The organism is Promicromonospora kroppenstedtii DSM 19349 (genome assembly GCF_000515355.1).
GTDB lineage: Bacteria > Actinomycetota > Actinomycetes > Actinomycetales > Cellulomonadaceae > Promicromonospora > Promicromonospora kroppenstedtii.
Genome location: NZ_KI911710.1, coordinates 75,006 through 79,364 on the forward strand (window position 1 = coordinate 75,006; position 4,359 = coordinate 79,364).

3 protein-coding genes are annotated in these 4,359 nt (G+C 72.2%); all 3 read right to left on the bottom strand.

Annotation, left to right across the window (positions count from 1 at the left end):
- The coding region (locus PROKR_RS35550; RefSeq protein ID WP_036966114.1) for a maltokinase N-terminal cap-like domain-containing protein at positions 1-894 on the bottom strand (894 nt) is incomplete at its 3' end.
- Positions 891-2,675 (bottom strand): maltose alpha-D-glucosyltransferase, encoded by a 1,785-nt coding sequence (gene treS / locus PROKR_RS19765; protein ID WP_051433165.1) that lies wholly within the window; start codon positions 2,673-2,675, stop codon positions 891-893. The genes PROKR_RS35550 and treS, both read right to left, overlap by 4 nt.
- A 95-nt stretch (positions 2,676-2,770) precedes the next feature.
- Positions 2,771-4,359: alpha-amylase family protein (locus tag PROKR_RS19770; protein ID WP_036966120.1), on the bottom strand; the 1,589-nt coding region annotated here is incomplete at its 5' end.

Genomic DNA, 4,359 nt, shown 5'->3' on the forward strand with positions numbered 1-4,359 from the left:
GAAACCCGCGGGCTCGAGCGCCGGGCCGGGGCCCAGCGCCTCGCGCAGGGCGGTGTGCAGGTGCGCGACGACGGCGCCGAGCTCCAGCGCGCGCTCCCCGAAGTCCTCGTCCCGCGCCGCGTAGGCGCAGGCCAGCTCGAACCCGTCCGTCGCCTCGTGCACGAGCTCGGAGAGCACGGCGAGGTGTGCGCGGGCCGGCGCCTCGACGGCCGCCCCGGAATCCCCAGGAGTGCCAGGAGCTCCGGGACCGTCGGCCGGCAGCTCGACCGACCCGAGGTAGCGTGGCACGCCGTCCCAGCCGGCCCGGGTGAGAGCCGCGGGGATCACGACGTCGGGGTGCGGGCCGAGCGCCACTGTCCGCAGGATCTTCAGCATCCCGCCGCGGCCCGTCGCGTGCGGCAGGGCGGGCAGCACCACGGAGGTGTTCGACTGCTCGCCGGAGATGCGCCGCGCCCCGGCGAGCTCTGCGCAGTCCTCCGGCTCGCACGTGCCGGGCAGTGCTGCCGTGAAGTAGGCGTGCCACGCGACGGGGTGCACCCCGCCGTCGTGCACGGTGACCCTGCCCGACGCGGTGGTGACCGTGCCGATCAGCCCGGCCTCCTCGGTCTCGGCCGTGTCGGCCTCCGGCTCCGCGGTCGGGGTCAGCACCAGCGGGACCTGGATCACCAGCGACTCGTCGCCGGCGGCCAGCCCGGGCCCGGCCAGCCGCAGGAGCGCGACGACCACGTCGGCGACGCCCCCGAACGTGACCGTGAGCCACGGCTGGTGCGTGACCCCCTCGGCCGGCACCGGGTACCAGCGCTGCTGGGGCAGCCACTTGTCCAGCAGCCGCAGCACCTCGGGGGAGAGGTGCGCGGCTCCGGGGGAGACGTGGACGGGGGGTACCGGGCTCACACCGCTCGCGCCTGCCCTGCCGTGTCATCCGGCGCGGCCGTTGCTCCGGCCGGCGTGGGCGGAGCGAGCACCAGCCAGTAGAAGTCACGTGCGCCCCAGGTCATCGTCAGGATGCCGTCGTCGCCCACGCTCGGGAACCCGGCCCCGCCGAACACGTCGGTGAGCGTCCAGCCCGCGTACCCCGGGAGCTTGATCGTCGAGGACCGGGCGGTCGCCGAGAGGTTCGCGGCGATCAGCAGCGTCTCCTCGGAGGAGGAGCGCGTGAACGCCAGCACCGACTCGTCGTTGCAGTCCAGCGCCGTGAAGTCGCCCGTGCCGAACGTGGGGTGCAGCCGCCGGAAGGCCAGCATGTTGTGCATCCAGTGCAGCAGCGACGTCGGCTGCGCGAGCTGGGCCTCCACGTTGGTGTGCTGGTAGTGGTGCACCAGCGACTGGACCAGCGGCAGGTACAGCTTGCCGGGGTCGGCGGTGGAGAAGCCGGCGTTGCGGTCCGGCGTCCACTGCATCGGGGTGCGCACCGCGTCGCGGTCCGGCAGCCAGATGTTGTCGCCCATGCCGATCTCGTCGCCGTAGTAGAGGCACGGCGTGCCCGGCATCGACAGGAGCAGCGCGTTGGCCAGCTCGATCTCCTTGCGGGAGTTGTCGAGCAGCGGCGCAAGCCGCCGTCGGATGCCCACGTTCGCGCGCATCCGGGGGTCGGGGGCGTACCAGCCGTACATGCTGGCGCGCTCCTCGGTGGACACCATCTCCAGGGTGAGCTCGTCGTGGTTGCGCAGGAACGTGCTCCACTGCCCGCCCGCCGGGATGGCGGGCGTGTCCGCGAGGATCTCCAGGAGCTGGCGGGCCCGCTGGTCGCGGATCGCGTAGAAGATGCGCGGCATCACGGGGAAGTGGAAGCACATGTGGCACTCGGGGTCGTCGTCCGTGCCGAAGTACTCCACGACGTCCGCGGGCCACTGGTTCGCCTCGGCCAGCATGATGCGGCCCGGGAACTCGGTGTCGATCATCCGCCGCACCCGGCGCAGGAACGCGTGGGTCTCGGGCAGGTTCTCGCAGTTGGTGCCCTCGGACTCGAACAGGTACGGCACGGCGTCGAGCCGGAACCCGTCCACCCCGAGCTGCAGCCAGAACCGGCCGACGTCGAGCATGGCCTCGACGACGCGCGGGTTCTCGAAGTTGAGGTCGGGCTGGTGGCTGAAGAACCGGTGCCAGAAGTACTGCCGGCGCACCGGGTCGAACGTCCAGTTCGACGTCTCGGTGTCCACGAAGATGATGCGCGCGTCCTGGTACCGCGTGGCGTCGTCGCTCCACACGTAGAAGTCGCCGTACGGGCCGTCCGGGTCGGCGCGGGACGCCTGGAACCACGGGTGCGCGTCGCTGGTGTGGTTCATGACCAGGTCGATCACCACGCGGATGCCGCGCTCGTGCGCCGCGGCGACCAGGTCGCTGAAGTCCGCCATCGTGCCGAACTGCGGCGAGACGGCGGTGAAGTCCGCGACGTCGTACCCGCCGTCGCGCAGCGGGGACGGGAAGAACGGCGGCAGCCACAGGCAGTCGACGCCGAGCCACTCCAGGTAGTCGAGCCGCTCCACCAGGCCGCGCAGGTCGCCGGTCCCGTTGTCGCCCGAGTCGGAGAACGACCGGATCATGACCTCGTAGAAGACCGCCTTCTTGTACCACTCGGGGTCGTCGGACAGGCCCTTGCGCCGGGCGTCCACCCGCGGCTGCCGGCGCGGCGGCAGCGCCTGGACGGGCACCGGCACCGACGGCGGGTTGGGCATGGCCGGGCGTTGTGGCGCGGCCGGCCGCTCCGGCGTCGGCTGTGCGGGGTATCCCTCCGGGGGCCCGACGGCGGGGCCACCCGGCCCGAACGTCGTCATGCGGGGCCCACCTGCAGCACGTGGGCCACCCGGACCTGCGGGTCGAGGCGCACCCAGGGATGGGCTCCCCAGCCGTAGGTCTCGCCCGACAGGAGGTCGTGCGCCACGTAGAACGGGGCGTTGTCGTCGCCGTCGGGGGCGCTGAGGCCGAGGGCGGAGAGATCCAGGTGCACTACAGACTCCTGCACGTTCCGGGGGTCCAGGTTCAGCACGACCACGATCACGTCGTCGTGCCGCGGGGCACGCCGATCGTTACCCCCTGCTCTCATGGTGCGGCCCGCCGCCGCCCCTGTCGCGCGCGACGCGTGATCGGCCGAGATCCGGCGCGAGTACGCGACCACCTGGTCGTTCGTGGTCGGGTGCACGGTCAGGTTGCGCAGCTGGCCCAGGGCCGGGTGCGTGCGGCGGATCGCGTTCAGCTCACCGAGCAGGAGGGCGATCCCGTACTCGTCGGCACGCGCCCAGTCGCGCGGCCGGTACTCGTACTTCTCGTTGTCGATCTGTTCCTCCACGCCGGGCCGCGGCACGTTCTCCACGAGCTCGTAGCCGGAGTAGATGCCCCACGTGGGCGAGCCCGTGGCCGCCAGCACCGCGCGCACCGCGAACGCCGAGACGCCGCCCTCGATCAGGTAGGGCGGCAGGATGTCGTGGGTGGTGGGCCAGAACGACGGGCGCAGCACCGAGCCCTGCGGCCCGCTCACCTCCGCGAGGTACTCCGCGACCTCCTCCTTGGTGTTGCGCCAGGTGAAGTAGGTGTACGACTGGTGGAAGCCGATCCGGGCCAGCGTCTGCATCATCGCGGGCTTGGTGAACGCTTCCGACAGGAAGATGACCTCGGGGTTCGTCCGGTACACCTCGGCCAGCAGCCACTCCCAGAAGTCGAGCGGCTTGGTGTGCGGGTTGTCGACGCGGAACAGCGTGACGCCCCGGTCGATCCACGTGCGGATCACGCCGAGCACCGCCGCGTACAGGCCGTCCGGGTCGGTGTCGAAGCTGAGCGGGTAGATGTCCTGGTACTTCTTGGGCGGGTTCTCCGCGTACGCGATCGACCCGTCCGCGCGCACCACGAACCACTCCGGGTGCTCGGTGACCCACGGGTGGTCGGGGGAGCACTGCAGCGCGATGTCGAGCGCCACCTCCAGGCCCACGGCGCGCGCGGCGCCCACGAAGTCGCGGAAGTCTGCCTCCGTGCCCAGGTCCGGGTGGATCGCGTCGTGCCCGCCGTCCGCCGATCCGATGGCGTAGGGGCTGCCCGGGTCGCCGGGCGCCGCCTCCAGCGTGTTGTTGCGGCCCTTGCGGAACGTGGTGCCGATGGGCGAGACCGGCGTCAGGTAGACCACGTCGAACCCCATCGCCGCGATGGCCGGCAACCGCCTCGCCGCCGTCGCGAACGTGCCGGACACCCACGTGCCGTCCTTCTTCTGGTACGCCCCCTCGGAGCGGGGGAACATCTCGTACCAGGACCCGGCCAGCGCCAGGCGCCTCGAGACCCGCAGCGGGTAGGCGTCCGACGCCGAGACCAGCTCGCGCAGCGGCGCGCGCCGCAGGGCGTCGGTGACCTCGGGCGCCGTCGCCGCCGCGAACC